Origin of the sequence: Winogradskyella immobilis (assembly GCF_021887715.1) — a bacterium.
GTDB classification, from domain to species: domain Bacteria; phylum Bacteroidota; class Bacteroidia; order Flavobacteriales; family Flavobacteriaceae; genus Winogradskyella; species Winogradskyella immobilis.
Genome location: NZ_JAIQXX010000004.1, coordinates 88,991 through 114,007, shown reverse-complemented (window position 1 = coordinate 114,007; position 25,017 = coordinate 88,991). Strand labels below are relative to the sequence as shown.

Annotated in this window: 18 protein-coding genes and 1 pseudogene; 14 read left to right on the top strand and 5 right to left on the bottom strand. The window is 32.7% G+C overall.

From position 1 onward, the window contains the following. Positions 1-11: 11 nt before the first annotated feature. Positions 12-1,328 (top strand): Zn-dependent hydrolase, encoded by a 1,317-nt coding sequence (locus K8Z87_RS04540; RefSeq protein WP_227476298.1) that lies wholly within the window; start codon positions 12-14, stop codon positions 1,326-1,328. A gap of 7 nt (positions 1,329-1,335) precedes the next feature. Here K8Z87_RS04540 and K8Z87_RS04535 read toward each other — a convergent pair whose 3' ends face one another. Together K8Z87_RS04535 and K8Z87_RS04530 are read right to left on the bottom strand one after the other, a co-directional pair. Next, a complete protein-coding gene (locus K8Z87_RS04535) occupies positions 1,336-3,834 on the bottom strand; it encodes a DUF5686 and carboxypeptidase-like regulatory domain-containing protein (protein ID WP_227476297.1) in 2,499 nt (832 codons plus the stop codon). Positions 3,835-3,919: 85 nt separating this feature from the next. After that, positions 3,920-4,897: a pyruvate dehydrogenase complex E1 component subunit beta gene (locus tag K8Z87_RS04530; protein WP_227476296.1), complete on the bottom strand. Its 978-nt coding sequence runs from the start codon at positions 4,895-4,897 to the stop codon at positions 3,920-3,922. Between the two features lie 155 nt (positions 4,898-5,052). Between K8Z87_RS04530 and K8Z87_RS04525 the strand changes: the two genes are divergently transcribed. The 10 genes and pseudogenes from K8Z87_RS04525 (at position 5,053) to K8Z87_RS04480 (ending at position 17,348) form a co-directional block, all read left to right on the top strand. Next, entirely contained in the window at positions 5,053-5,799 is a 747-nt protein-coding gene (locus K8Z87_RS04525; protein ID WP_227476295.1) for an electron transfer flavoprotein subunit beta/FixA family protein, read from the top strand. Between the two features lie 13 nt (positions 5,800-5,812). Continuing rightward, complete coding sequence (locus tag K8Z87_RS04520) at positions 5,813-6,775, top strand: electron transfer flavoprotein subunit alpha/FixB family protein (RefSeq protein ID WP_227476294.1); 963 nt, start codon at positions 5,813-5,815, stop codon at positions 6,773-6,775. A 110-nt stretch (positions 6,776-6,885) separates the two neighbouring features. Further along, positions 6,886-7,500, top strand: a complete 615-nt coding sequence (locus tag K8Z87_RS04515) for a bifunctional nuclease family protein (RefSeq protein WP_227476293.1) — start codon at positions 6,886-6,888, stop codon at positions 7,498-7,500. A 15-nt stretch (positions 7,501-7,515) separates the two neighbouring features. Further along, positions 7,516-9,271, top strand: a pseudogene (locus tag K8Z87_RS04510) (NupC/NupG family nucleoside CNT transporter). A gap of 129 nt (positions 9,272-9,400) precedes the next feature. Next, positions 9,401-10,225, top strand: coding sequence for a thymidylate synthase (locus tag K8Z87_RS04505; RefSeq protein ID WP_227476292.1), 825 nt, complete (start codon positions 9,401-9,403; stop codon positions 10,223-10,225). An 8-nt stretch (positions 10,226-10,233) separates the two neighbouring features. Further along, on the top strand, positions 10,234-11,169 hold the full coding sequence (locus tag K8Z87_RS04500) for a dihydrofolate reductase (RefSeq protein WP_227476291.1): 936 nt from the start codon (positions 10,234-10,236) through the stop codon (positions 11,167-11,169). 10 nt (positions 11,170-11,179) lie between these two features. Continuing rightward, entirely contained in the window at positions 11,180-11,983 is an 804-nt protein-coding gene (locus K8Z87_RS04495) for an aspartate/glutamate racemase family protein (RefSeq protein ID WP_227476290.1), read from the top strand. Between the two features lie 174 nt (positions 11,984-12,157). Beyond that, entirely contained in the window at positions 12,158-13,042 is an 885-nt protein-coding gene (locus tag K8Z87_RS04490; protein ID WP_227476289.1) for an ABC transporter ATP-binding protein, read from the top strand. 21 nt (positions 13,043-13,063) lie between these two features. After that, entirely contained in the window at positions 13,064-16,645 is a 3,582-nt protein-coding gene (locus K8Z87_RS04485; RefSeq protein WP_227476288.1) for an ABC transporter permease/M1 family aminopeptidase, read from the top strand. Positions 16,646-16,775: 130 nt separating this feature from the next. Further along, positions 16,776-17,348 (top strand): TlpA family protein disulfide reductase, encoded by a 573-nt coding sequence (locus tag K8Z87_RS04480; protein ID WP_227476287.1) that lies wholly within the window; start codon positions 16,776-16,778, stop codon positions 17,346-17,348. A 1-nt stretch (position 17,349) separates the two neighbouring features. On the opposite strand, the gene K8Z87_RS04475 is transcribed toward K8Z87_RS04480, so the two are convergent. Next, positions 17,350-17,745 carry an SRPBCC domain-containing protein gene (locus tag K8Z87_RS04475; RefSeq protein ID WP_227476286.1) on the bottom strand — a complete coding sequence of 132 codons (396 nt, stop codon included), beginning with the start codon at positions 17,743-17,745 and terminating at the stop codon, positions 17,350-17,352. A 65-nt stretch (positions 17,746-17,810) separates the two neighbouring features. Here K8Z87_RS04475 and K8Z87_RS04470 point away from each other — a divergent pair, with 65 nt between their 5' ends. The 3 genes from K8Z87_RS04470 to lspA all read left to right on the top strand — a co-directional run bounded on the left by K8Z87_RS04470 (position 17,811) and on the right by lspA (position 20,948). Beyond that, a complete protein-coding gene (locus K8Z87_RS04470) occupies positions 17,811-19,370 on the top strand; it encodes an NAD(P)/FAD-dependent oxidoreductase (protein WP_227476285.1) in 1,560 nt (519 codons plus the stop codon). Positions 19,371-19,535: 165 nt separating this feature from the next. Continuing rightward, positions 19,536-20,429, top strand: a complete 894-nt coding sequence (fabD, locus tag K8Z87_RS04465) for an ACP S-malonyltransferase (protein WP_227476284.1) — start codon at positions 19,536-19,538, stop codon at positions 20,427-20,429. Between the two features lie 9 nt (positions 20,430-20,438). Then, positions 20,439-20,948 (top strand): signal peptidase II, encoded by a 510-nt coding sequence (gene lspA / locus K8Z87_RS04460; protein WP_227476283.1) that lies wholly within the window; start codon positions 20,439-20,441, stop codon positions 20,946-20,948. 123 nt (positions 20,949-21,071) lie between these two features. On the opposite strand, the gene K8Z87_RS04455 is transcribed toward lspA, so the two are convergent. Together K8Z87_RS04455 and K8Z87_RS04450 are read right to left on the bottom strand one after the other, a co-directional pair. Next, a complete protein-coding gene (locus K8Z87_RS04455) occupies positions 21,072-23,585 on the bottom strand; it encodes a S9 family peptidase (RefSeq protein WP_227476282.1) in 2,514 nt (837 codons plus the stop codon). 168 nt (positions 23,586-23,753) lie between these two features. Continuing rightward, positions 23,754-24,983, bottom strand: coding sequence for a cation:proton antiporter (locus K8Z87_RS04450; RefSeq protein ID WP_227476281.1), 1,230 nt, complete (start codon positions 24,981-24,983; stop codon positions 23,754-23,756). Positions 24,984-25,017 lie beyond the last annotated feature (34 nt).

Genomic DNA, 25,017 nt, shown 5'->3' with positions numbered 1-25,017 from the left:
TATTTTCAATTATGAACACCAACTGCTTTAAACATTCTATTTTAATAATTGCTTTAATGCTTTCATCTGTATATGGGTTTTCGCAATCTAAATCGATCCTAGTAAATCAAGAGCGTTTAGAAAATTCTATATTAGAATTAGCGAAATTTGGACAAGATCCTGAAAATACTGGCGAACTTAGCCGTGTTGCTTATAGCGATGGCGATTTAAAAGGCCGTGAATATGTCATAAGCTTAATGCAAAAAGCAGGTTTAGAAGTTAATATTGATTATGCCGGTAATATCATCGGTAAAAAACAAGGCAGTGATAATTCAAAACCACCTATTGCTTTTGGCTCACATATTGACAGCGTTCCTAATGGTGGTAACTATGATGGCTGCGTGGGCTCTATGGGAGCCATTGAAGTTTTACAAACATTGCAAGATCAAAATATTACAACTGAACATCCCTTAGAGTTAATCATTTTTTCTAACGAAGAAGCCGCTGTTGTTGGCAGCCGTGCTATGGCTGGAGCCTTAAAACCTGAAGCTTTAAACGAATCTAGCCCTAGTGGTTATACCATTGCAGAAGGCATAAAACGCATTGGAGGCAACCCAGATAAAATACCTGAGCTAAAACGAAAAAAAGGAGATGTCGCAGCATTTTTAGAATTGCATATTGAACAAGGAGGTGTTTTAGATCAAGAAAATTTACAAATCGGTGTTGTTGAAGGTATTGTCGCTATTGAATGGTGGGATATTACTATTAATGGGTTTGCTAATCACGCAGGGACTACACCTATGGATATTAGAAAAGATGCAATGCTTACCGCAGCCAAAGTGATCTTAGAAGTTAATAATACAGTTAATAGTTTTGATGGTGCACAAGTAGGAACTGTAGGACGTATTAATGCTTCACCAGGAGCTCCAAATGTAATTCCCGGACAAGTAACTTTTAGTTTAGAAATACGAGATCTCTCTTCAGAGAAAATCTGGACTGTATTTAAAGCTATTGAAAACAAAGCAAAACAAATTGCAAAAACAGATGGTATGGGAATTTCTTTTAGACATATTGAAGCTGCTTCAAAACCTGCATTAGCTGACAAGCTTATAAAGAAAGATATTGCTAATGCTACTAAGCAATTAGGATACTCATACAAGTCAATGCCAAGTGGCGCTGGTCATGATGCACAAGAAATAGCAAGGTTTGCACCTATAGGGATGATCTTTGTACCTAGTAAAGATGGCATTAGTCATTCCCCAAAAGAATTTACAAGTGCAGAAGATATGGCTAATGGTGCTAATGTTTTATTGCATACAATCCTAGCTATGGATAAACGATTGAAGTAATTTTGATCTAAAAATAAAACCCAAAAGAGCCAGTAACTCCAAAAGGCCTAGCATCTGGTAAACTTAAATAGTTGCCTCTAAAATTAAAATCTATACGCAAAATTTTAAAGATGTTACCGACACCTATACTATACTCATAATAGATATCTTCATCAGGTGCTAGATAAGGAATACCTGTAGCGTTAAGCGCATTGTTTTCATCACTAACACTGCCCAATGCTCCACGTATACCTGCAATTGCTCTTAAATTGTATTTTCTAAGAAATGGAATACGAGAAAATATACGTCCGTTAAAATTATGTTCTAAATGAAAAGAAGCATAAGTATCTGTCACAAATTCATAGAAGTCGAGTTGAGAAAACGTGTTATAAATAGAGAAAAACGATTGGTTTCCTGGAACTGCACTTAACAAACCTAACGGAACTTCTCCAAATGTTTTACCCACTTCAATTGTAGATGTTAAACGCCCAAAACCACCAACTTGCCATGGTTGAATGTATGAGAATTGCACTTTAGTATAATCAAAATCGCTATTAAAGATATCGCGATCACCACGAGTGACTTGCGCAAACAAACTTGCAAAACCATCATTTTTAGATCGGCGTTCTACACCAAAACCTGTCATTTCACGCTTAGGAAAATAGGACAACGACAAAGCACTTTCAAACTGATTAATATCACCAGAAATGCCCGTTGGCGATTCTGGATCAAAATAATCTAAACTAAACGTTGGCGAAGCCGATTCTAATGTTCTATATGTACCACTGCCTCGTATTACAAAATTACGGAGAGGTTCTATTTCTATTGCCAGATTTGTTAAATTAATACTCGTCAATCTATCATTAGTACTCGTATTAACTATAGATGATGAAGCTAAGTTTCTGCCCAAAACATCAGTGGATGAGGTTAAATTAGCACCTGTTTGCTCTACATCACGCCGGTTACCACCAGAAATAATAAGACGACTCTTCTTATCTAATAACCATTTACCAGAAATGCCATATTTAAATTTATTATCTCTAAATCCGTAAGCTACAAAACCTTCTAGTCTCCACAAATCATTAGGCCCAAAATAGGTACGACCTCCTGTTCGTATTCGGGTGCCTTCAACTTCATTAAATCCAAAGGTGGAAAAAATGGGTCCGTAATCGAAATTAATACTCGGAAATTCAATATAGCCAGAAGCCAATATGCTACCTAAGCTATAAAGCCGTTTAAACTTCTTTACCGTTTTTAAGGTGTCTAACATAGTGTAGACTCCTTTTTCGTCTTGGTTTAAAGCTTCTAACCTATTTTTATCCCAAAATTCATCTTCCCTATTATAGACGTCTTTATCATAATTATAAACTTGTACATCATAATACTTAGGATCCTTGGGTTTATCAAACACATAATTATCGTATAGCGTAGTACGTTTACCGTAAACACCTCTCGATTCTTCTTTTTTATTAAGTGTAAAATCCGATAAAAAATAATCGCGTTTAATTAAGAATAGAGAATCATTTAGTACCTCAAATTCTTGTTCTATATAAATCTCTTTTACCCAGTTAATATTGGCACTTTTAGATGCTTGTAGATTAATTTCTTTTATAGCATAGGTAGAATCGTTGACCCAAAAATCTCCTTTAAATGTCAATTCGTTTTTTCGCCTCGGATAATAGATAATATTATAGCACCATTTATCATCAACATAAGCACTATCGGAGAGCACATAATTATATGTCTGAATCCCTGTTTTTCCTATTGGACTTATAAAACTTTTATCGAAAAATTTAAGGTAATTATCATACACGTCATAATCTGAATATAACTCATCAACAAAGTCTATTATAATTTGATCGTCATTAAACCCAGAGTTTTTATTCCCTAAAAGTTCTTCACGCCTTTTATTAATGACATTATCTCCTGATATTTTTTTTACAGATTCATTAATAAAAATAGGCAAATATGTTTTCCCAGTTACACGAGATGTATCTACTTCTTCAAACACAAATTCCATACCTCTAAATAACCTACTTTTTATTAGCGCACTATCAATGGTATTAAGATCAAACTCTACTTTCTCGTATTGATCGTACTCGTATTGTTTAAATTGTTTGAGTCCATTCTTTCGTTTTCGTTCCCATATTTTCTTAAGAATACGAATCGCAGGATTCTCGGAGGCTTTTTTAGATTGCTTTCCTGACACAATGACCACAGCATCTAAAGCTGCAGCTTCTTCTTTGAGAACAAAACGCAAATCGTAATTAACCCGTTTAGGTAGTTTATATTCCTGAAGTTCAAACCCTAAGAAAGAGACTTGAAGAACATCCCAATTTTCATCAGACTCTAAATAAAAGCGTCCATTCTCATCTGAGGTTGTTCCTTCTGTTGACCCTTTAAACAATATATTAGCATAGGCAATAGGCTCATTGTTTTCATCAAATACGTAGCCGCTTACCTTAGTTTGCGCAAAGACAAAAGCAATGTTAAATGCTAGTAATAAAAATAATAATCTATGTTTCATGATAAAAAACTTCATCAACTATCGTGCTAAAAGTTATTTGTCGATAGAAGATGAAGTTTATTTAACGCAGAGATCTGCGAATTATTTATTTATACATTACTTTTTTTACAGCAGTAATTACTGATTCGTGATTTGGCAACCATTCTGCTAATAAAACTGGAGAATATGGTGCTGGTGTATCTGCCGTATTAATCTTTATTACTGGAGCATCTAAATAATCAAATGCTTCAGATTGTACTATATATGTAATTTCAGTAGATACATTGCCAAATGGCCAAGCTTCTTCTAAAATGACTAAACGGTTTGTTTTCTTTACAGATTCTAAAATGGCATTTTTATCTAAAGGTCTAACAGTACGCAGATCAATAATCTCACAAGAAATACCATCTTTAGCTAACGTGTCAGCTGCTTTATAAGCTTCTTTAATAATTTTTCCGAAAGATACTATAGTTACATCTGTACCTTCACGCTTTATTTCTGCAACTCCTATAGGAATAGTATATTCACCTTCTGGCACTTCGCCTTTATCTCCATACATCTGCTCACTCTCCATAAAAATAACAGGGTCGTCATCTCTTATTGCAGACTTTAGCAAACCTTTAGCGTCATAAGGGTTAGATGGTACTATAACTTTTAATCCTGGCGTATTAGCAAACCAACTCTCAAAAGCTTGTGAGTGTGTTGCTGCTAATTGACCTGCAGAAGCTGTTGGACCTCTAAAAACGATCGGACATTTAAATTGTCCGCCAGACATTTGTCTAATCTTAGCTGCATTATTTATAATTTGATCTATACCAACTAAAGAAAAGTTAAATGTCATATATTCTACAATTGGGCGATTGCCTGTCATTGTAGAACCAATAGCTATACCAGCAAATCCAAGTTCGGCAATAGGTGTATCGATAACGCGCTTGGCACCAAACTCATCAAGCATACCTTTTGATGCTTTATATGCACCATTATACTCTGCGACTTCTTCACCCATTAAATAAATGCTTTCATCTCTTCGCATTTCTTCACTCATTGCCTCTGCAATAGCTTCTCTAAATTGAATTGTCTTCATTTATATCATATTAAATAGAAAACAAAAATAACAATAAAACGAAAATTAATTATATGAAATTTCTTTTATATTTACTATGCGCGCATAGTAAATATTTTGATTTTTATAACTACCTTTGTTTTCTCTTAAAATTATACTCAAAAAAACAAGAAAATATGAAAATTTTAGTGTGTATTAGTCATGTTCCTGATACAACATCAAAAATCAATTTTACTGAAGGAAATACTAAGTTTGATACTAATGGTGTACAGTTTGTTATTAATCCTAATGATGAGTTTGGTTTAACACGAGCAATGTGGTTTAAAGAAAAACAAGGTGCTAGTGTTGATGTTATTAATGTTGGTGGAACTGAGACTGAACCGACATTACGTAAAGCTTTAGCTATAGGTGCAGATGCAGCCATTAGAGTTAATACTGAAGCAAAAGACGGATTTGCTGTAGCAAAAGAATTAGCAAAAGTAGTTACAGATGGTAATTACGATTTGGTAATAGCCGGTAGAGAATCTATTGACTATAATGGTGGTATGGTACCAGGTATGTTAGCTTCCATGATAGATGCAAATTTTGTAACTAACTGTATTCATTTAGAAGTTGAAGGTAATAATGCAAAAGCTGTTAGAGAAATTGACGGAGGAAAAGAATCTGTTTCTACAACATTGCCATTAGTTATAGGTGGACAAAAAGGGTTAGTTGAAGAAAGCGATTTACGTATTCCTAATATGCGTGGTATTATGATGGCTCGTAAAAAACCTTTAACCGTTTTAGAACCTACAACATCTACAACTGAAACTAATAGTGTAAGTTTTGAAAAGCCAGTTCCAAAAGGTGCTGTAACTTTAGTAGACGCTGATAATATAGATCAATTAATAAACTTACTTCACAACGAAGCTAAAGTGATTTAAAAAATTAAAGATTATGTCAATTCTAGTATATACAGAGTCCGATAATGGGCAATTTAAAAAAACAGCTTTAGAAGTTGTTTCATACGGTAAGGCTATAGCAGATAAAATAGGAACTACTGTAACTGCAATAGCAATTAATGTCAATGACACATCAGAACTTGGAAACTACGGAGCGTCTAAAGTACTTAACGTTTCTAATGAGAGTTTAAATACATTTAATGCTAAAGCATACGCAGGTATTATTCAGCAAGCTGCTGAAAAAGAAGGTTCTGACGTTGTCGTTTTAAGCTCATCGGCAGACAGCAAATATTTAGCTCCGCTTTTAGCAGTAGGTTTAGATGCAGGCTATGCGTCTAATGTTGTTGAAGCTCCATCTAATATAACTCCTTTTACAGTAAAACGTACAGCATTTACAAACAAAGCATTTACTAATACAGAAATTACAACAGCAACAAAAATTGTTGGGTTATCTAATAATTCTTTTGGTTTAGTTGAAGCAAGTGGTTCTGCGACTACTGAAGATTTTTCGCCTTCACTACCAGAATCTGGTGTTGTTGTAGAATCCGTAGACAAAGCAACGGATAAAGTGACTATTGCTGATGCCGAAGTAGTTGTTTCTGGTGGTCGAGGATTAAAAGGTCCTGAAAATTGGGGATTAGTAGAAGATTTAGCAGATGTTTTAGGAGCAGCTACCGCATGTTCTAAACCTGTTTCTGACTTGGGTTGGAGACCTCATAGCGAACACGTTGGGCAAACAGGTAAACCCGTAGCTTCAAATTTATATATAGCAATTGGGATTTCGGGAGCAATTCAGCATTTAGCAGGTATTAATTCATCTAAAGTAAAAGTAGTTATTAATACTGATCCTGAAGCTCCTTTCTTTAAGGCTGCAGATTACGGTATTGTTGGTGATGCATTTGAGGTTATACCTCAACTTACAGAAAAATTAAAAGCTTTTAAAGCTCAAAACGCATAATTTTATTACCTTGTAATAGTCAAAGGGCTGTTTAATTAGTACAACATCGAAATCTGTAAAAGCAGTTTGGTAAAGTCCTAATTTAAACAGTTCTTTGTGTTTTATAAATCATGAGTTTAGTACGTTTAAACATAAAAGGGATTTCTTATAGCCAGACTCAAAATGGTGCTTATGCATTAATTTTAAATGAAGTTGATGGAGATCGAAAACTACCTATTGTTATTGGTGCTTTTGAAGCACAATCTATTGCTATTGCTTTAGAAAAAGAGATTCGTCCTCCACGGCCTTTAACTCACGATTTATTTAAAAACTTCTCTGACCGTTTCGATATCGTTATAAAACAAGTGATTATCCATAAACTTGTAGATGGAGTATTTTACTCAAGTTTAATTTGCGAACGCGATAATATTGAAGAAATTATTGATGCTAGAACAAGCGATGCTATTGCATTGGCTTTACGTTTTAAAGCACCAATTTTTACTTATAAAAACATTTTAGATAAAGCTGGCATCTATCTTAAAGTCAATCCTAAAAAAGAAGGTAAAGATGAAGATAGTATTTTAGTAGATGATCTCATTGCAGAAGAAATTGAAACCGCCGCATTTGGTGAAGACCTTTATAAAGACAAATCTTTAGAAGATCTTCACAATCTTTTAGACGAGGCTGTAAATAATGAAGATTACGAAGCTGCTGCTAAAATTAGAGATGAGATATCTAAACGCTAACTAATACATATTTTTATGAATCAGTTTTTCAAAGTCTTTATTGCTATTTTTATTGGACTATCATCAATTACTGCGCAAGAGTTAGAAAAAACATGGGAATTTAAATGGAGTGGGAATGGGTTTGGTCAATCAGCAATTGAAATTAATGATTCTATATATATAGATGATTTTAAATTCCTGTCGTTAAAAAAAGGCGAATTTTTTCTAGACAAGGATAAGAATACCTCAGGAGGTCCTTCAGGTAATTATATTTTTCAAAATAATGTATTAGTATTTTATTATGATAAACCTGGAGATATTGTTCAGAAATTTAGAGTTCGTCAATCGTCAGACTCTACTTTAATACTACTCAACAAAGGCAATTCTGCATTTTTTGAAAGTGCTAGTTTTGAATTAATTGAAGATATATCAGTACAAAAAGAAGAAATAGAAACACCTGACAACATTTCAATAATTCCTAGTGAAGATTTTTCTTTAAACAGTTTATGGAGAGGTATTTTAGGAATGGTATCGCTCATATTTATTGCTTTTTTGTGTAGTAGCAATCGTAAAGCAATCAATTGGAGAACTGTTGGTCTTGGATTAGCATTTCAGCTAGTTATAGCTATTGGGATATTACGAGTCCCTTTTATTCAAGCCATTTTTAAATATTTAGGAAAAGTGTTCAATAAGATATTGACTTTTACTGAAGCAGGAACAGAATTTCTTTTTAGTTCATTCATTTCTAATGAAATAGAGAGCCCATTAATTAACTTCGCAGTTACCATATTGCCAACTATAATATTCTTTTCTGCTCTTACTTCCCTGTTATTTTATTTAGGTATTATTCAAAAAGTAGTTAAAGCTATGGGTTGGTTATTAACCAAAGTTTTAGGGATTTCTGGAGCTGAAAGTTTAAGTGTCGCTGGTAATATCTTTTTAGGGCAAACTGAAGCTCCTCTTATGATAAAAGCTTACCTAGAAAAAATGAATAAATCTGAAATTCTTCTAGTGATGATTGGAGGAATGTCTACCGTTGCTGGAGGAGTATTAGCTGCTTACATTCAATTTTTAGGTGGAGATGATATAGTTTTAAGAGAATATTTTGCTAAGCATTTACTAGCAGCTTCTGTTATGGCGGCTCCTGGTGCTATTGTAATTTCAAAGATTCTCTTTCCACAAACTGAAAAAGTAAACACTGATGTTAGTGTCTCTAAACAAAAGATTGGATCTAATGTCTTTAGATGCAATTGCTATAGGAACTACAGAAGGTTTTAAATTGGCTGCTAATGTTGCTGCTATGCTTTTGGTTTTTGTAGCATTTATTGCATTAATTAATTATGGTCTTTTGAAAATAGGTACTATTGGGAATATTAACGAATGGGTTAGTACAAACTCTCCATATGATGTACTATCATTAGAAGCTGTTTTAGGTACGATTTTTGCACCATTGATGTGGCTTATTGGTGTTGCAAAAGAAGATGTAATGCTAATGGGGCAACTCCTAGGCATTAAACTTGCTGCAAGTGAATTTGTTGGTTATATACAATTAGCAGATTTAAAGAATGTAGCTAATGCTACACATCTTACTTACGAAAAATCAATCATCATGGCAACCTATATGCTATGTGGTTTTGCAAATTTCGCCTCTATTGGCATACAAATTGGCGGCATAGGATCTTTAGCACCAGGTCAACGAAAACAACTCTCAAAGTTTGGCATAAAAGCCTTAATCGGTGGTACTATAGCATCTCTGATTTCTGCAACTATAGCTGGCATGATTATAGGTTAGACATAAGTTAATAACTTTTAATATTATACAAAGCTTCAAGCCAAATAGTTTGAAGCTTTTTTTTATTTTTCATTATTAGAATTTTAGCGTTTAATCAAATAGAGATTCCCACTTTCGTGGGAAATAAATATGAAACAATATCACGATTTAGTAAAACATGTCTTAGCAGAAGGCAATCAGAAAGGAGATAGAACAGGCACAGGCACAATTAGTGTTTTTGGGCACCAAATGCGTTTCGATTTAAGTGAAGGTTTTCCAATGGTAACCACAAAAAAGTTACACCTTAAATCTATAATCTATGAATTATTGTGGTTTTTAAAAGGAGACACTAATACCAATTATCTAACTGAAAATGGTGTTAGAATCTGGAATGAATGGGCTGACGAAAATGGAGATTTAGGACCCGTTTATGGACATCAATGGCGCAATTGGAATAGTGAAGATATTGATCAAATTAAAGAGGTTATTAATGCTTTAAAAAACAACCCTAACAGTAGACGGATGATGGTTTCTGCATGGAATCCATCAGTTATGCCAGATACTTCTAAATCTTTTTCGGAAAATGTAGCCAATGGCAAAGCAGCTTTACCTCCATGTCATGCTTTTTTTCAGTTTTATGTTGCTGATGGCAAACTATCTTGCCAATTGTATCAGCGTAGTGCGGATATCTTTTTAGGTGTACCTTTTAATATTGCTTCTTATGCCCTATTTACAATGATGATGGCGCAAGTTTGTGGTTACCAAGCTGGAGATTTTATTCATACATTTGGAGATGCTCATATTTACAATAACCATATAGAACAATTAGAACTGCAACTATCTAGAGATATTAGACCTTTACCTAAAATGATTCTTAATCCTGAAATTACAGATATTTTTGATTTTAAATTCGAAGACTTTACATTAGTAGATTATAATCCACATCCTCATATTAAAGGAGTTGTAGCAATATAACTTATATTATGTTTAACAAAAAAAAGCAGATTCCAAATATAGACAAAGAGCAGCTAGAGCTAATTGAAAATGCACAAAAGCGTATTCGACAAAAAAAGCGTTTGTATATTCATTTTGTAATTTTTTTAATTGGCGCTGTTTTTTTAATTATTGCTAATACAGCTTTAGGTATCGGTGAAGATTTTGAACTTTTCGGCATTACCAATTGGTTTGTTTTTGCCATTTTAGGATGGTTGTTTTTATTTTTATATCACTTTGTCAATGTATTTATTACGCATAAATTTATGGGCAAAGATTGGGAGAAACAACAACTTGATAAATTGGTTGCACAGCAACAAAACCGAATTGAAAAACTAAAACAAGGCTTCTTAAAAGAAGAAGAAAAAATAGCGCAATCTAAAGCGTATAATGAGGCCACGACTCAATCTCAAACTTCTGAAAAAAAAAAACGTTCTGAGTTAACCATTATTGTAGCTGCTGGCGAAAACAATGCTATTGGCAAAGACAATGATCTTATTTGGCATCTCAGCGATGATCTTAAACGTTTTAAAGCTTTAACTAATGGACACCATATTATCATGGGTCGTAAAACATTTGAAAGTTTCCCAAAACCTTTACCAAATCGTACACACATAGTTATAACAAGGCAAAAAAATTATTCAGCTTCAGATGGAGTTATTATCGTTAATACTTTAGAAGACGCTATCGATGCTGCTCAATCAGATCTAAATCCATTTATTATTGGTGGTGGAGAAATTTACATACAAGCCATGTCTTTAGCTGATAAAATTGAGATGACTCGCGTGCATACATCATTTAATGATGCTGATACTTTCTTCCCTGAGATTAATTTAACGCAATGGAGAGAAACAGAACGTAAATTTCATGATAAAGATGAAAAACATAATCATGCTTTTTCTTTCATCACTTACACAAAAATCTAAATCTTTAGTAATGAAGAAATCATCAGTTATTATTTTATTTGTTACTAGCCTTTTGTTTGTATTTAATTGCACAACTAAGTCGGATGAAAAAAAGCCAAACAAAAGTGCTATGAATTCTTTAGGACTAATAGGCGGTTTATCTTGGCACTCTACTTTAGATTACTATACGGCTATTAATGAATCTGTAAATTCACATTTTGGAAACAACACTAATCCTCCTTTGTTAATTTACAATATAAACCAAGCCGAAATTCATCGATTTCAAAAAGAAGATAAATGGGATTCTATAGCATATCTGTTATCACAAGCTGGATTAAAATTAAAGAAAGCAGGTGCAGATGCTGTTATATTTTGTGCTAACACACCTCATAAAGTCTATAATCAAGTTCAAAAAGATTTAAATGAAACACCCATAATTCATATTGGTGATGCAACCGCTAAGGTTATTAAAAATGATAGCGTTGATAAAGTTGGGTTTATTGGCACTAAGTATTCTATGGAAGATGATTTTATAACTAAACGAATTAAAAACAATAATATAGAAGTTATAGTACCTAAAGATATTACTACAATAAATGAATTACAACGTATTATAGCTGAAGAATTAACTTATGGCATTATTAAACCAGAATCTAAAGCATATGTGATAACTGTTTTGCAAGAGATGATAAATGAAGGTGCTAAAGGTATAGTTTTAGGATGTACCGAGTTTCCTTTAATGATTTTAAAAGACGATCTCTCTGTACCACTATTTAATACAACTCTCATTCATTCTAAAGTTGCAGTTAATTTTATCTTGAATTCCGACAATTAACTACTAATTACCAAAAACCAAATTTTATAATTAATAAATTATGCTTAGGCAACTATTCTATAATTTATTGCGTCTTTATATATAGGGTATTAGCTTATAAATCCTTATATAGGATGTAACGCTTTTCTATTTGTGTCGTCTTATTAAAAACTTTCAATCAAAAAAACACCAATTATGAATACACTAACAATTACTAATCTATCTAAAACTTATTCTAATGGAGTTAAAGCTTTAGACGATGTTTCTTTAACATTAGAAAATGGCATGTTTGGGCTTTTAGGACCTAATGGAGCCGGGAAATCATCTTTAATGCGTACCCTTGCAACATTACAAGAAGCTGATTCTGGCACTGCTACTTTAGATGATATTGACATCTTAAAACAACCCGCGGAAGTTCGTAAAGTTTTAGGATATCTACCTCAAGAGTTTGGCGTATATCCTCGTATTACTGCCGAACAGCTATTAACACATTTAGCAATTTTAAAAGGAATTACTAATCCTTCTGAACGCAAAGCATTAGTAAGATACTTACTTGACAAAGTTAATTTGTATGATAAGCGTAACAAATCTGTAAAGGGTTTTTCTGGAGGAATGAAACAGCGTGTTGGTATTGCTCAAGCTCTTATTGGAAATCCAAAACTTATCATCGTAGATGAGCCAACTGCTGGTTTAGATCCAGGAGAACGTAATCGTTTTTATAATTTATTGGCAGATGTTGGCAAAGAAGTAATTGTTATTCTATCGACACATATTGTTGATGATGTCCGCGAGCTTTGTACAAAAATGGCAATTATGAATTTTGGTGAAATTGTATACCACGGTTCTCCTCAAGCCGCAATTGATGACCTTAACAGTAAAGTTTATCAAAAAATTGTTGATCGTGATCAACTCGATAATTATGCTTCAGAATATAAGATTATTTCAAACAAAATGGTAGGTGGACAACCGCTAATCCATGTCTTTAGTGAAGGTCACCCGCAAAATGGTTTTGAACAAGTAACACCTAATCTAGAAGATGTGTTCTTTTCAAAAATCAATACTTCTAATGTACTTGTCTAACCTTCACTAATCTTTATAATTATGTTTAAAACATTCTTTTTATCGGAATTAATATATACATTAAAACAACCCGTAGTGTATATTTTCATATTCATTTTCGCATTACTTGAATTCTTTGCAACGGTTAGTGATAATGTACAAGTTGGTGGCGCCATTGGTAATGTATACCGAAACTCTCCTTACACGCTTACTCAACACATAACAATCTTTTGTATCTTTTCACTTATAATGGCTGTTACTTTCTTTAATAACGCAGCCTTACGAGATCATAATAATGAATTTAACGAAATATTATTCACCACACCTTTAAGTAAGCCTGGGTTCTTTTTCGGGCGTTTCTTTGGAGCATTATTAGTTTCTACTTTACCATTATTAGGTGTATTTATAGGTATGCTTTTAGGTACATCCATGAATTCAATATTTGGATGGCTAGACCCTAATCGTTTTGGACCTTTCTATATAGAAGCTTATATAAACAATTATTTACTTTTTATTTTACCAAACATGTTTTTGGCTGGTGCTGTTATTTATGCTATGGCTAATAAATGGAAAAGTACTATTATCTCTTTTGTTGGCGGTTTGGTAATTATTGTAGCTTATATTGTTTCTACAACTTTGGTGTCTGATATTGATAATGAAACTATCGCTGGATTATCGGACATCTTTGGAATGAATACTTATAACATTGAAACCAAATACTTTACACCTGTTGAAAAAAACACTATTAGTCCAAGTTTTTCAGGGTTACTACTTCAAAACCGTTTAATATGGTCGGTACTAGGTGTTATAATATTATTGTTATCTTATTTTAGTTTTTCTTTTAAACAAAAGAATAAAAAAGTAAAAAAGCAAAAAGAAAGTCATTCTAAAAATGAAACCATTTTTGACTTACCTAAACTCAATCCTTCTTTTACGGGAAATACATCTTGGGTTCAATTTAAAAGCTTTTTTTACACCAATTTTCTGAGTATTATTAAGAGTGTTACATTTAAAATACTGTTCTTATTTTGTGTTATTATCTTAGTTGCTGATCTTAGTGGTGGTTTTGAGTATTTTGGGTTACAATCTTATCCATTAACCTATAGACTCATAGATTCTATTGAAGGGAGTACAAAAATATTCCTAGTCATTATTGCTGTATTTTTTAGTGGCGAACTTATATGGCGAGATCGCGATTCTAAAATTAATGAAGTCATTGATGCTTCTGCGCACACCTCATTTATTTCAATGGCTGCTAAAACACTATCATTAATTAGTACAGTTGTTATTCTAAATTTATTCTTCATTGTTATAGGTGTAATTTATCAATTATTAAATGGGTATACACGCATAGAGCTTGATGTTTATTTATTAGATTTCCTATATGTTAATCTTCCGCTATTTATTACATTCTCTGGAGTTACCATCTTAATCCAAGTATTGTCTAGCAATAAATACATTGGTTACTTTATTGCTATACTAATTTTGTTTGTTCTTGAAATTGTATTGAGCATTTTAGATATAAGTTCTAATATGTTGAATCTAGCCAATGGTCCTTTCTTACAGTACTCAGATATGGATCGTTTTGGCCCAGGTCTTAAAGCTGCGCTCTGGTTTAATCTCTATTGGATATTATTTACTCTTTTAGGATTATTAGTTGCTGGTGCATTATGGAATCGTGGTTCTAAAAGCTCTTTAATAGCAAGAGTAAAAGCGGCAAGAAAAGAAATCCCTAAGAGTTACAGAGGTGTAATAGCTGTAGCTACAATAGCTTGGTTAGGTGTTTCAGGATATGTCTACTATAATACTCAAATATTAAACCCTTATCGATCTGGTGATACCAATGAACAATTGGCTGTAGATTACGAAAATAAATATGGAAAGTATAGAGATGTTATTTCTCCTAAAGTTACAGATGCAAAGTACTATATTGATATTTTTCCTGCTGAACGTAATATGAATGTAAAAGCAGATATCGAACTCACTAATGCATCAGATAAACCTATTGATTCTTTACATTTTTATACCATTGATGATTGGGATTCTAGTTTTGACATTCCTAACTCTAAAGTCGTTTATACCGATGAAACTTATTTATACAAAATATATAAACTAAGTCCTCCATTGCAACCTGGAGAAAAAATGGTAATGAAAATTGACAATAAATATATTACTAAGGGCTTTAGTAATGGTAGAGGAAATACTAATATTATAAATAACGGTACCTTCTTTAATAACGGACAACTTTTGCCAACTATGGGTTATAATGATGGTTATGAAATTAGTGATAAAAATACACGTAGAAAACATGATCTTCCGCCTAAAGAACGCATGCCTAAATTAACTGAAGAAGTTGGAGAATTACATATGGCAAATTACCTAAGCGATGGGCAGTCAGATTTTATAAATGTAGAAACTATTATTTCTACATCAAAAGATCAAACCGCTATTGCTCCAGGCACATTAACAAAACAATGGGAAGAGAATAATAGAAACTACTATCATTATAAAACAGATACACCATCTCTTAACTTCTACTCGTTTATGTCAGCAGATTTTGAAATTGCAAAGCGTAAATGGAATGGTATTGATATGGAAATTTATTATGATGAAAAGCATGATGTTAATATTGATATGATGCTAGATGCTGTACAACGCTCGTTAGAATATTATACCGAAAATTTTGGTCCGTATTATCATAAACAAGCACGTATTATTGAGTTTCCAAGATATGCAACATTTGCGCAAGCGTTTCCAGGAACTATGCCATATTCTGAAGCTTTTGGCTTTGTAATTAATCTTGAAGATGAAACAGACAACAACGTTATAGATGCTGTAATTGCACATGAGATGGGACATCAATGGTGGGCACACCAAGTTATAGGTGCTAATATGCAAGGTGGTACAATGACGAGTGAAAGTTTTTCTGAATATTCATCTTTAATGACTTTAAAAAGTATCTCAGATAATCCAATGAAAATGCGCGAGTTTTTAAAGTACGATCACGATCGTTATTTACGTGGACGTAGTGGAGAACGCGAAAAAGAATTACCTCTTTATAAAGTAGAAAATCAAGGTTATATCCACTACGGAAAAGGGAGTGTTATTTTATATGCGCTACAAGATTACATAGGTGAAGACAGCTTAAATGTTGCCATGAAAAGCTTCTTAGAAGAATATCGTTATAGAAACACACCATACCCAAGTTCATTAGACTTTTTAAGGCATTTAGAACCTCGAGTTCCAGATTCATTAAAATACTTAGTTAACGATTGGTTTAAAGAAATCACCTTGTATGATAACCGCTTAAAAGAAGCTAACTATAAAATGTTAGATAATGGAAAATATGAAGTTACACTAGAAATTGAAAGTTCAAAAATAAAATCAGACAGTTTAGGAAACGAGACTAAAACTGCTATTAACGATTGGATCGATGTTGGTTTCTTTATGGATGATGACGAAAAAGAGTTATATCAACAAAAACGAATGAAGTTTAATAAAGAAAAATCATCAATCACGGTACAATTAGACAAACTACCTGTAAAAGCAGCTATTGATCCTAGACACCTTTTAATAGATCGTGTTTATGATGATAATATTAAGCGGATTAGCTTACAAGAGTAACTTTAATTTATACCAAATATAGATCTTGCAGGTTTTCTAGATAACTAGAAGACCTGTATTTTTTTTGTACCTTAGACAACCTTTAGTTTAAATTTTGCGTCTTTATATATAAACCATAACTATTTAAAAGATGAAAAAGATATTCGCTATTTTAATGACTGTTAGTATAACTTACTTTGCTTCTAGTCAATCTAAAACATTCCCAATTGCATCTACATTGACTACAATAGATGGTGAAACGATAAATAGTAATACGTTTAAACACGATGGCCCTATTATCATCGATTTTTGGGCTACATATTGTAAGCCTTGTATTATAAAATACAATACTCTAAAAGATAAATACGCAGAATGGCAAAAACGTACTGGCGTAAAAATAATTTCAATTTCTATAGATCCTGCTTCAAGAGTTGAATCTGCTAAGAAATTTGTAGAAGCATTTGAATGGCCTTACGAAATGTATTTTGATTTGGACAGTGAACTCATTTCAAAACTAAATAATGGCAGTAAAGTTGTTCCACTAACATTGATTTATGATAAAGATTTTAATCTAGTTCACAAATCTACAGGAGCTTCAGTACTTTATGAAGGTAGTGCTAAAAAAGGTGTTAAACACTTGTATTCTGGAAAGAAGGAAATTACAGATTTCACTGTGGATTTATCTAAATATTTTGAAATCATCGATCAAATTATTTCAAAGTAAATTAAGCTTTATTTAAAGCTTCAAAATAACGTTTCATAGGTTCAAAGTAATGCTTATTCCAATCTTCTTTATAATCTTCCCCAAACTCAGGTACGTTAGTATGATTGAGAGTTAAAGTCGTTTCTTCACCATCTTCAGAAAGCAAAATTTCAATTTGAGAATCGCTTTCATTGTCTTCAAAATTAGAACTTCTCCACGATTGTACTATTCTAGTATAAGGTTCTAATTCAATATTACTTCCTGTAATATACCCCTTTCTTGTTTTAAAAGTATCCCCTATTTTATCTGAAACATAAGCAGGACTTCCTGTCATTTTACTATGCCTTTGTGTACTTAACCACGACTTATAAATCTGTTTTGGTGTTGCCTTTATTTGTGTTGTTAATGTGAAATTCATAAGTCAAAGTTTTATATTTAATTAGCTAGGTTTTTATACCTAATAAATATAACTAATTTCGCAATATGATAAAAGCTTTGCAATTACGTATCAATATGCACCGAGAAGGACAACCAGATGGTTTGCTTAATAAAGCTGCATATGATTTAGGGATGCAACCTTCTGAAATTTCTGGAATTAAAATTCTTAGAAAATCAATTGATGCACGTAAACGTAATATCATGTTCAACTATAAGGTTGAAGTTTATATCAATGAACCTGTTCCTGAGACATCAGATTATACCTTTGACTATAAAGATGTTTCTAATGCTAAACCAATCCACATTATAGGTTTTGGACCAGCAGGAATGTGGGCAGCATTACGCTGTATAGAACTAGGCTTTAAGCCTGTTGTTTTAGAGCGTGGTAAAAATGTACAAGAACGTCGTCGTGATTTAAAAGCTATAAATCAAGATCATTTTGTAAACGAAGATTCTAACTATTGTTTTGGGGAAGGTGGAGCTGGTACTTATAGTGATGGTAAACTATATACACGAAGTTTAAAACGTGGTGATGTTCGTCGTATTTTCGAAAACTTAGTATTTCATGGAGCCACAGATCAAATTTTAGTAGATGCGCATCCGCATATTGGCACAAATAAATTACCAAAAGTGGTTCAAAATATTAGAGAAACCATTTTAAATTTTGGAGGAGAAGTGCATTTTGAATCTAGAGTTTCGGACTTTACTTTAAAAGACAATAAAATTGTTGCTATTCAACTTCAAAATGGAAATGAATTTGATGTTGAAAAAGTCATTTTAGCAACAGGTCATTCTGCTAGAGATATTTTTTATTTATTGAATGATAAAAATGTAGCTTTAAAAGCGAAGTCATTTGCAATGGGAGTTCGGGTTGAGCATCCACAAGAAATCATAGATGGTATTCAATACCACTGTAAAGGAGAGCCGCGTAGTGAACTATTACCTGCAGCAGCTTACAGTTTGGTGCAACAAGTTAATAATAGAGGTGTATATTCTTTTTGTATGTGTCCTGGCGGTTTCATTGTTCCTGCTGCAACTACTAATGGAGAAGTTGTAGTTAATGGCATGTCTCCTTCTAAACGAAACAACAAATTTGCTAACTCAGGAATTGTGACTGAAATTAATGCTGATAAAGATCTTTATAAATACGAACATTTTGGTGCTTTGAAAGCTCTAGAATATCAAAAAGACTTAGAACGTTTAGCCTTTACTTCTGGAGGAAGAACACAATCTGCTCCTGGACAACGTCTTACCGATTTTGTTGAAGGCAAATTGTCTTCTAGTTTAAACGAAACATCTTATCAACCTGGCTTAAAATCTGCTCCAATGCATTCCTTATTACCTAAGATAATTGGTAGTTCATTACGAAAAGGTTTTAAAGCTTTTGGCGAAAAAATGAGAGGCTATTACACTGAAGAAGCAAATATTATTGGTGTAGAATCGCGTACCTCATCTCCTGTAAATATTCCAAGAACAGAAACTTTAGAGCATCCTGAAATATCTAATTTATTTCCTTGTGGTGAAGGTGGTGGTTATGCTGGCGGAATAATTTCTGCTGCTATGGATGGAGAGCGTTGTGCAGAGGCTGCTGTAGCTAGTTTATAAATATAGAAATAGAACATTCCGAAGTTTCGGAACTGTTAGAAACTAGAATATAGGCATACAACATAATATGAAATTCTATACAATCTTTGCTCTAATATCTAACAGCTTAGTGAGCTAATATCTAAAAAAAATATTCCTATTTTTGCACCTTAATTTGAATTACAAATGAACGCATATATTTTTCCAGGACAAGGAGCACAATTCTCAGGAATGGGATTGGATCTTTACGAGAATTCACCTTTAGCGCAAGAGTTATTTGAAAAGGCTAATGATATTTTAGGTTTTCATATTACTGACGTTATGTTTGAAGGTTCTGCTGAAGATTTAAAAGAAACTAAAGTAACACAACCTTCAATTTTCTTACATTCTGTAATCTTAGCAAAAACCTTAGGTGAGAGTTTTAAACCAGATATGGTTGCTGGTCACTCACTTGGGGAATTTTCTGCTTTAGTTGCAGCTGGTGCTTTAACTTTTGAAGACGGATTAAAGTTAGTCTCTCAACGTGCGCAAGCCATGCAAAAAGCTTGTGAAGCTCAACCTAGCACAATGGCTGCAGTTTTAGGTTTGGATGATGTTGTGGTTGAAAAAATATGTGAAACGACAGAAGGTGTTGTTGTAGCCGCAAATTATAACTGTCCTGGTCAATTAGTAATTTCTGGTGAGGTTGAAGCAATTAATAAAGCTTGTGAAGCTTTGAAAGAAGCAGGCGCAAGACGTGCTTTAGTATTACCTGTTGGTGGAGCATTTCATTCTCCAATGATGGAACCAGCTCGAGAAGAATTAGCTGCTGCTATAGAAAACACAACATTTAGCAAACCCAATTGCCCAATATATCAGAATGTAACAGCGTCAGCGATTACTGATGAAAATGAAATAAAAGCGAATTTAATTTCGCAATTAACAGCTCCTGTACGTTGGACACAATCTGTACAACAAATGATTGAAGATGGTGCAAAACACTTCACTGAAGTTGGACCTGGTAAAGTTTTACAAGGTTTAGTAAGGAAAATAAATAGAGAGTCTGAAACTGCTTCAGCAACTTTTGAAACTAACGCTTAAAAACACCTTATGAAATTATCTCGTAATCTCAGTATTGCATTAATCATTATAGCTAACATTGCTATAGACCAAATTAGCAAAGTATACGTTAGGTCAACGATGACTGAAGGTGCTAGAGGAAAAATAGATGTTATTGGAGATTATTTTCAATTAATATGGGTTGAAAATGAAGGAGCATTTTTAGGTATGGGCAGCGACATGAATCCGACTTTAAAACTCATCTTCCTCCTAATCTTACCAACAATAGTATTAGGATATGTTATTTATTATATCGTTAAAACCAAAACATTAGATCGTCTAAGCCTAATTGCTTTTTGTTGTATTGTTGGTGGTGGAATTGCTAATGTTTTTGACAGAATTGTTTTAGGATCTGTTACTGATTTTTTCTTTATAGATCTAGGCTGGAAATTAAAAACAGGAATTTTTAATGTTGCTGATTTATCGGTAACCACAGGAATGATTATTTTAATCTTTAGTAACTTTTTAAGTAAAAAGAAAAAATCTACTATTAAGTCTTAGTAGCTTTTTTATACTTTATATTGACTCGTCATAAATAACAGTTACAGATTTCATTAAGATAAAAAAAGAAAAACTCTCAACTAAACCATGAGTCTGTTAAGAGTTTTTCTTTTTTAATTTTAACTACTTACTCTTAGGCCGATCTCTATTCATTTCTGTAATATCTACACTTGTCGCTTCAACTCCTAAGAAATGTTTGCTAAAATGATCTGCTCTTAACCAGAATGAATACTCAGTCATTCTTCCAAATCCATGACGTTGCCCTGGCATAATCATAAAATCGAAACGTTTATTAGCATTAATCAACGCATTTGCCATTCTAATTGTACCACCTGGATGTACATTATTATCAACGTCACCATGGATTAACATTAGCTTTCCTTTTAGGTTTTTAGCTAAAGATTGGTTAGTATCAATCATGTATTTATATTTTGTATTTCCTTTAGCATCTTTTTCCTCTAGTACTCCATGATGTGTTTCACTCCACCAACTGTTATATATACTATTATCGTGGTTCCCAGCAGAAGATACTGCAGCTTTAAAGAAATCAGGATATACTAATATGGCTGCAGTAGACATAAAACCACCACCTGAATGTCCATAGATGCCAACTTTATTAATGTCTATATAATCATATTTATCTGCAAGTTGTTCTGCAACATGTTTTTTATCTGCTAAACCATAATCTCTAAGATTACCGTAACCATAGTTATGATACCATTTAGAACGATCTGGATGGCCACCTCTATTACCTAAAGTAATAACCACAAAACCAACTTGAGCCATACGATCTAAACGATCCATACGTACAGAAAACGACTTGTTTACAGCTTCAGTTTGAGGTCCAGGATAAACATATTCTAATAATGGATATTTTTTTGTAGAATCTAAATCAAAAGGTCTATACATCACTCCATATATATCAGTAACTCCATCATCAGCTTTCGTTTTAAATGGCTCAGGGAATTGATAACCTGTTTCCATTAATCTTGATAAATCTGCTTCTTCTAACTGCATCACTACCTTTCCAGCACTATTTCTTAATTCAGATTTAGGAACCGTATTAACTCTAGAATAGTTGCTTACAAAGAAACTATTAGAATCAGCCATACTATTTTGTGTATTATAATTGCCAGGATTCAGTGGCTTTAATCCAGAACCATTTAAGTTAATTTTATACATATGCTCATAGTACGGATCTTGGTCTTTAGGAATACCATGTGCACTAAAATATAGCGTGCGTGTTTTTTCGTCAACACCAATAGCACTTTCAACATGGTAAGCTCCTTTGGTAATTTGATTCTTTAAATTACCATTAATATTATATAAATAATAGTGAGCCCAGCCTGAACGCTCTGCCCAATGTAACATTTCTGTCTCGTTATTTAATAATACCAATGGTCGAGATTCTATATAAGTATTAAAACGCTCTTCTATTAAAACTTTAGTTTCACCTGTATTAATATCTGCAACACAGATGTCCATTTTTTTACGATCTCTACTAATAACATTGTAATAGATCTTTCCTTTTTTAGAGAGTAGTAAAGAAGGAATAAAGTCATCAGAAAAATTAGCTTTTTTTATAGGCTCACGATAGACCTGAATATTTTGTTGTTTTACAGTATCTAATTGTACTTGAATATTAGTCTTAGAAGGCATATCAAAAATATGGAGTTCTGTTTTATAAAACTCATCCTCACCAGGCATATGATATTTATAGGTTTCTAGTGTAGGACGTTTGCTAGCTGTTGAATTGATAACCCATAAATCATTAATGTGTCTCTCATCTCTTCTTTGAAAAACAAACTTTTTAGAATCGTGAGACCAAGTTCCAAAGATTCTTTTACGTTTATCTTTATCTTTTTTCATGGATTCATTAGTTTCTCCACGTCCACTTCCTCCACCGTACGAGTTATATAACTCACCGTCTTTAGTCCATTGGTTTTCTACTATAGTAGAATCTTTTTCATTTTTAACAGCTTTAAGAAAGTTTTCTTTATCCATCCAATACAAATTGTAATGTTTAGAAAACAAAACAATAGAACTATCTGGGGCTATATTTGCCCAACGTTTCCAATCTTCTTTACCTTTCTTTTTGTTGTCTAAAAGTGTTAGCGAGTTACTGCCTAAACGGTATTCAAAATGGAACGTTTTATTTTCCATTTTTGGTTTTCTTTTTTTCTTTTTTGTCGCTGTAGAATCATTTTTGGTTTCAGCATCTTCATTAACAACCTCTACTTTTTCAGTTGAAGTTATTCTAAAACGAATTGCAGTTTCACCTTTCACAAATTCAAAATTAAAACGAGGCAAGTGTTGCGCATCATAAGGATCTTTTGTTATCTCTGTTAACCATTGCGCCATTTTCTCGTTATCAAATAATTCAGATTTAGTGCGTTTGTCAGCATCTACTATATAGTATTTAGAGCCTTCTGTGGTTTTATAGCTGTACCAGAAACGATTTCCTTTTTTTAACCAATTAGGCCTTACAGATGTTGAGTGAACTAGTTTAGCAATATTAGTTGGAGAATATTTGGCTGCAGCTCGATAATTTGGGGTAGGTACATCAGTGCTATTTTCTTGAGCTAAAAGAAAATTAAAAGCTAACACTAGTGTAAATAAAAGCGATAGTTTTTTCATTATTACGTTGGTTTAATCCTTGATTTAATTAGATAATTGCACTAAAGTAATAAATCTTTATCGTGTAAACTCTGTAATTATATGATAGGGTTAATTATATAGAAAGATTTAACATTTTTTATAATTTAAATGCTGATTAATGTCTTTTGGCAAGAAAATTTTAAGAGCTTAACTCAATAGTTTTTTAATGAGTTTTTCTACACTTAAGCCTTGAACAATAATTGAAAACACTACAATAACATAAGTTGCATACAGAATAATATCTTTTATATCTCCTTCGGGTAATGTTAGTGCTAATGCGATAGATATACCACCACGTAAACCTGCCCAAGTTAATATAATTCGTTCCTTATTATCTGCCTTGTGAGATTTTTTAAGTAAAAAATTAGATAGAAATATTGCAATATATCTCGAAAAAAGAACAATGAATATGGAAATTATTCCTAATAATAAATGAGTAAAGTTAAAATCAAGAGCAATAATTTCTATTCCTATGAGTACAAAAAGTACAGCATTAAAAATTTCATCTAATACTTTCCAAAAGATATTCATATGAGTTTTAAGATCTTCTGACACTTCTTTAGAGTGAAGACTGTGTCCAATAATAAGACCAGCAACTACCATCGCAATTGCACCGGATACATGAAGAAACCCCGATAGCCAATAACCACCTAAAACGATAGCTAATGATATATGAACTGCAATTATAGGTTGATCTATTATACTTTTTATGCATCTTTTTCCTATGAAACCTAAAACAAACCCCATGAGTAATCCGCCGCCAGCTTCTAATGCAAATTCTTCAGCAATATGTAAAATCTCAAATTCTTGAGCCATTGTTGCTAAAGAGAATAAAGATAGAAAAACAACAATGCCTACTCCATCATTAAATAATGATTCTCCTACAATTTTAATTTCCATATGTTTTGGAGCACCAGCTTTTTTTAATAAAGCTAATACAGCTACAGGATCTGTAGGTGAAATTAAAGACCCAAAGACTAAACAGTACATATAGTCTATAGGTAAACCCATAGCATTTGTTGTATAAAAGAATACCGTGCCAATTAAAAATGTAGAAATTAAAACACCGAAAGTAGCGTAAATAATTACAGAACCTTTTTCTTTAAGTAGTCCATGCAGATTTACATGAATTGATCCTGCAAAAAGAAGAATGCCTAATAAAAAATCGAATAAAATAGTTTTAAAATCTATTCCTCTAACTGCTAGAGTAAACTCTACAAAATGAATTTTATCAATAAAATAAACAGATGCAAATAATAGAGATACGGCAATAGATAAAATCATAATACCAATCGTTTCGGGTAATCTTAAAAATTTATAATTAAGATAACTCAGTAATCCGGCAAGGGCTGTAATACCTATAAATACATCAAACATTATAATTATGGTTTTAAATAATTTTAATTGCGCT